Origin of the sequence: Robiginitalea sp., assembly GCF_049588695.1 — a bacterium.
Lineage (GTDB): Bacteria > Bacteroidota > Bacteroidia > Flavobacteriales > Flavobacteriaceae > Robiginitalea.
This window is the reverse complement of the sequence record NZ_JBAVZJ010000090.1, coordinates 1-5,362: the sequence shown is the minus strand read 5'-3', so window position 1 is coordinate 5,362 and position 5,362 is coordinate 1. Positions and strand designations below refer to the sequence as shown.

Genomic DNA, 5,362 nt, shown 5'->3' with positions numbered 1-5,362 from the left:
GACCGTATATCATCTATTCGCGTACCCAGCGGATGGTCCGTAACCGTTTACAAATCGAACAATTTTGAAGGATCCAGCGAGACCTATACTCGTGATGTTCGTTGCCTCGAGGACAAATTCAACGATGCCATTTCCAGCCTCAGGGTACACCGTTCCGGCAGCAACCACAGTATTAAGACCAGGAATACACAAGGGTATAATAACCGGTCACAAAATTCCGGCAGAGTTACCTATGATGCCCGGGGTCAGGTTCCATGTAAGCTGGGGCGTGGAAACCCTACGAACAATTGTGATTTCGGAGTCGTGAGACGTGGGAGTGGAGATGCAGACGTTCACATTACCAAGAAGGATGGGCGTAAACGAGTCATCTATTTTCAGAATGGACGGGCTGTTGGATATGACCAGAGCCAGGCGGACAGGGGTCAATTCAGGGCTTCCAAGGAAAGTGACCTCTATATCATCAATATCGGAGAGGAGCGCTATGAAATTCCTGAAGCGGTAATTTACGGGGGGTAAAACGCCCCGGGGAAGGTGTGAAATTAGATGCATCCTACCTAAATGAACCTGGTTTTGGATTAGAGTACTCCATAAATTCAGCAGTTAAAAAAAGAAATCTGTTTCGAGCGGGTTGCCTATATTTGAACAAGGCAGAAGCCTTAATTCTTTTGATTTTTTTAGCGCTAACTTCACTGAGATTATGGAGTACTTTCTTATCGCGTCCGTTCTGGTATTACTTTCCGCCCTATTCGGCTATCTGAATGTTCGTTTGTTTAAGCTGCCCAATACAATTGGGCTTACCGTCATCAGTATTTTGTTTACCCTGGCGGCTTTTGGGTTGAGTTCTGTTGACAATTCCCTGCTACAGGCTGAAAAGTACATAATTACCCATATTGATTTCAAAACGGTCCTATTGGACCTGATGCTCGGCTTTTTGCTCTTTGCCGGCGCCTTGCATACCGACCTGGATAAACTCAAAAAACACCGGTGGCCCGTATTGTTCTTTGCCACTTTCGGGGTCCTGGTCTCCACGTTTCTGGTAGGGGCTGTCACTTATCTACTGCTGCCTGTTTTGGGTATAGAAGTCCCTTTTGTGTATTGCCTGCTTTTCGGGGCCCTGATCTCCCCTACCGATCCGATTGCGGTTTTGGGGATCCTCAAAAAAGTGGGGGCTCCAAAAAACCTGGAGATCAAAATTGTAGGGGAATCCCTCTTTAATGATGGTGTGGGGGTTGTTATTTTTCTCACCATTTTTGGAATAGCCAATGGTACTGAAGCGTTTTCCGTAGTGGAAATAGGAAAACTGTTTGTTGTAGAAGTTCTCGGAGGGGTACTTCTCGGCCTGGTTTTAGGGGTCATTACTTTTCGGATGATGCGAAGTATAGACGACTATGCCATCGAGGTGATCATATCCCTGGCCGCTGTTATGGGGGGAATCGTTTTAGCGCAATACCTGCATGTTTCCGGCCCTTTGGCCATGGTTACGGCTGGCCTTTTGGTAGGGGCGACAGAAGCGCGATCTGCGGCTATGTCGGTGATGACCGAGACTTACGTCGATAAATTCTGGGAACTCGTGGACATTCTTTTAAACACCATTCTCTTTGTGCTCATCGGAATGGAAATACTCGTACTCGAGTTTGAGAACCAATACATTATTGCGGGGCTTATAATGATACCGGTTACCCTGGTTTGCCGCTACCTGTCCCTTTTGCTACCCATTAAGATTTTCGAAAAACCGCTTGAGTTCTCCCCCAACACGAACCTTATCATGACGTGGGGGGGATTAAGAGGGGCGATTTCCATCGCCCTGGCCCTGAGCCTTACAGAGGCTATGTTCCGGGATCTTTTTCTGGTCATGACTTACGTGGTGGTCATCTTCTCGATTATCGGCCAGGGGCTCACGGTAGACAAGCTTATTGGCAGACTAAATAAAAGCAGCGCCTAGGCCATCTTATGTGACTTTTGTCACTTTTTGTCTTCTAAAAACTTCGGAATTTTGACTTGTAATTCAAGTCGATGTACATAAAAAGAAAATCATTCGCCCTTTTTTGGGGTTGGTTCTTGTTTTTTTCAGGACTTGCAGGCACACAAGCCCAACACGAGGCACCTACACCTTCTGATACCATCACTATACTCGAGGCCGAGTCCCACAACCCCGAGCGATCGATCGAGGCCCTAAAGGATGTTTTTGGCCTGGGAACGATTTCGGGCCACGTCCGGAATTACTTTATGAATACGATTAATCAGGGGGCGCTCACAGACTATTACGCCAATGCCATTGGAGGCGCCATGCGATTTAAATCCCATAGGATTTTTGGATTCGAATTCGGAGCTGCCGGAATTTTTACCTATAAGTTATTCTCCAATGACCTTAATAAAGCAGATCCGATTACCGGGGGAATTGCAGAATTCGAGCATCAACTCTTCGATGTCCTGGATACGGATAACTTCAACGACCTGGACCGTTTGGAAGAACTTTACATCAGGTACAACTTCAAACACGGTTATGCAACGTATGGTAAATTGGCCATTGAAGATTCCCCGCTTAAGAACCGATCGGACGGTAGAATGAAACCTTTTGCCTATAATGGCCTATGGTTGCATTATGACCTGCTTGAGAAACACCGGTTCAATTTGTCCTGGATAGATCGGATTTCCCCGCGAAGCACCGTGGAGTGGTTTGTTTTTAAAGAAGGAATCGGTTTTTTTATTCAGGGTTTCCAACCGGATGGATCAGAGGCCGAGTATCACGAGAACCTGGAGTCCGAAGGTATAGCCATGCTCTCGTATCAAACTCGTATTTCAAACTTTAGCTTCGAGTTGTATCAATGGTATCTCCACAATATTTCCTATTCAGGGTGGATCGGGGTGGAATATGAATACCGGGGATGGAACCTGGGGGTGCAATATGTATTGCAGCTACCCGATAATTTTCAAAGATCCCTGGAGTATGAACAGCGCTATATGCAACCGGAAGAACGCGGGCAGGTAATCAGTGGGCAGGTAGGGTATAGAAGTCTTGATTGGGAATGGAGCGTGGCCTACACCCGGGCTTTGGCCAGCGGTCGTTTTCTTTTTCCCAGGGAACTCGGGAGGGACCGGTTCTACACCTCGATTTCAAGATCGCGCCTGGATGGTTTCGGGGATACTGGAGTGCTCACCCTAAGCGGGGACCATACGTTTGGCATTGATCATTTTTCGGCCGGTGTAGACTATACCCGGACCTTTGGCCCGGAGGTGGATGCCTTTGAATTCAATAAATACAACCTGGATGCCTACCAACAGTTTAATCTCCGATTGCATTATGCCCTAAAAGGCTTTTTTGAAGGGATGCATCTGGAATTCCTCTATGTGTATCGGGACAACCTGAACAATTCAGAGCCCGAGGTAGTTTTTAACCGGGGAAACCTGCACCAGTTAAATTTTATCACAAATTTTGAGTTCTGAGACCTGTCTGAACCGCGTGGTATGGCTTCAAATTAAATTTTTCCACTATCTTTTCCCATCAATCCAAGCTGGTGGACTCAATCCTGAAATACCGTTTCGAAGCCTTCCTGATCTCCTTTTGCCTTGTCGTATTCGGGAGTCTGTTCTTTCCGCCCAAGCTTTTTGAAAACCTTCTGGAACCTGCATTTATTATCCTGAATATCAGTGCTGGCTTTACGATTATTTATCGGCTGGAGAAATGGCGACGCTTTTATACCGTACTCTTTATTAGTACCCTGGTTTTTGAATTGATTAATTGTTTTTATGGCTTTGGGGACCATACATATCTGCAACTTATTCTATTCGCCTTACTCGTACTATACTATTTAATAGTGACCGTAGCCATTGTCCGTGAGGTATGGCATACCGAGGAAGTAACGCGTAATGTTATCTTTGGAGTCATGGGCGGATATACCGCTCTTGGCCTTATCTCCTTTTTTATATTCCTGGGAATAGAAATGGCTGATCCCGGATCATTCTCAGGCCTGGATTCTTCGAATCCGACAACTCAAAATCAGAGTCTACTCTATATGGCTTATATAACTTTAATGAGTATAGGATACGGAGATATCACCCCAACTACCCAAATAGCCCAGAAAGCCACGGTTTTAGTGGGCCTTCTGGGCCAATTTTACCTGGTCATTATCACGGGGGTGGTTGTGGGCAAATACATCAACCAACAAAGAAAATAAGTTCGAAAGGCAATCCCCCGGATTTTAACACAAGAAATCTACTCCCCTAAAGGTCGAAGGGATAAATAACCTTCCATTCCTCAGCCATGTCAACGACGGTCCATCCGTCGGCCATAGCCTGATCCAGGCCTTTGTCCAGGCGCCCGATATGCGAGTCCCGGTCGTACGCCCATTCCCGTTCCCCATCTGTGTGATGCACATAAAGCATAAAAGCCCCCTGCGGATTACTCGCTGTGTATTGCAGCATTTGCAGGTCGCCGTCTGAATTCCCCGCGGCGAAAATGGGTTTTTTCCCAATGTGCTGGTCGATACCCACAGGTTTTCCGTCCTTGTCGTCCACAAAATTGACTTCGGGAATCTTTCTTAAAACCGGGTTGCCGTCATTGTAATCGAATTGGGTCTTTACACTGCTCCCTACAATTTGATGGGAGGGTATTCCGTATACCCCTTCAGCCCAGGGGCGCATAAAATCGATTCCTCCCCCGGAAACGATAAAGGTGGTAAACCCATTGTCCCTGAGGTATTCGAGAAGCTCAAGCATCGGTTGATACACCATACTGGTGTACGGTTGATTTGTTTTCGGATGCCGGGCTGTTTGAATCCAATCCAGCACAGAAGCTTCAAATTCATCCCCGGTCATCCCCGTATGGGAGGCCATAAGGAGTTTAATCAATCCCGGCTCACCCTCTTTCATTACGGCTTCCATATCACCTTCCAACAAGGCCTTAAAAGGTTGCTTGTCCGACCATTCCGGGTGGTCCGGTGCCATAGCCCTGATGCGATCCAGGGCAAATGTAAATTGAAAATACATCGGTTGTTCAGACCAGAGTGTGCCATCGTTATCAAAGGTGGCAATGCGATCTTCTTCGGGTACAAAAGAAGGACTCCCCTGTGTGGTGACCTTTTCGACAAAGGCCGTAATGGCAGCCTTGGAAGGGCCCTCATTCCAGGAAGGCAGGGGATCCTCGGCCAGCACGGCGACTTCAGATTCAGGAGCGACGGTTTTCGCTTCCTGATTCCGGCAACTCCATGCCAATGCGATTAATAAGAATAGTACAAATGTGTTTTTTATGCCTTTCATACTCGTATGTTTTAAATCAATCCGAAAATATCTAAAATGAGGGTACTCCTAAAAATCAGAAAATCAAACCTCTGGTTGTGTTTTGAGTTTAAATTACCCCCAGGTC

At 46.6% G+C, this 5,362-nt stretch carries 5 protein-coding genes; 4 read left to right on the top strand and 1 reads right to left on the bottom strand.

Translation table 11 applies throughout. From position 1 onward, the window contains the following. The 4 genes from WBV75_RS01920 to WBV75_RS01905 form a co-directional block, all read left to right on the top strand. Positions 1-516: hypothetical protein (locus WBV75_RS01920; protein WP_424118967.1), on the top strand; the 516-nt coding region annotated here is incomplete at its 5' end. Between the two features lie 181 nt (positions 517-697). Then, positions 698-1,942 (top strand): cation:proton antiporter, encoded by a 1,245-nt coding sequence (locus tag WBV75_RS01915; RefSeq protein WP_424118966.1) that lies wholly within the window; start codon positions 698-700, stop codon positions 1,940-1,942. A gap of 71 nt (positions 1,943-2,013) precedes the next feature. Next, on the top strand, positions 2,014-3,444 hold the full coding sequence (locus tag WBV75_RS01910; RefSeq protein ID WP_424118965.1) for a hypothetical protein: 1,431 nt from the start codon (positions 2,014-2,016) through the stop codon (positions 3,442-3,444). A gap of 71 nt (positions 3,445-3,515) precedes the next feature. Continuing rightward, positions 3,516-4,175 (top strand): ion channel, encoded by a 660-nt coding sequence (locus WBV75_RS01905; RefSeq protein ID WP_424118964.1) that lies wholly within the window; start codon positions 3,516-3,518, stop codon positions 4,173-4,175. A gap of 46 nt (positions 4,176-4,221) precedes the next feature. On the opposite strand, the gene WBV75_RS01900 is transcribed toward WBV75_RS01905, so the two are convergent. Next, positions 4,222-5,256: an HAD family hydrolase gene (locus WBV75_RS01900; RefSeq protein ID WP_424118963.1), complete on the bottom strand. Its 1,035-nt coding sequence runs from the start codon at positions 5,254-5,256 to the stop codon at positions 4,222-4,224. Positions 5,257-5,362 lie beyond the last annotated feature (106 nt).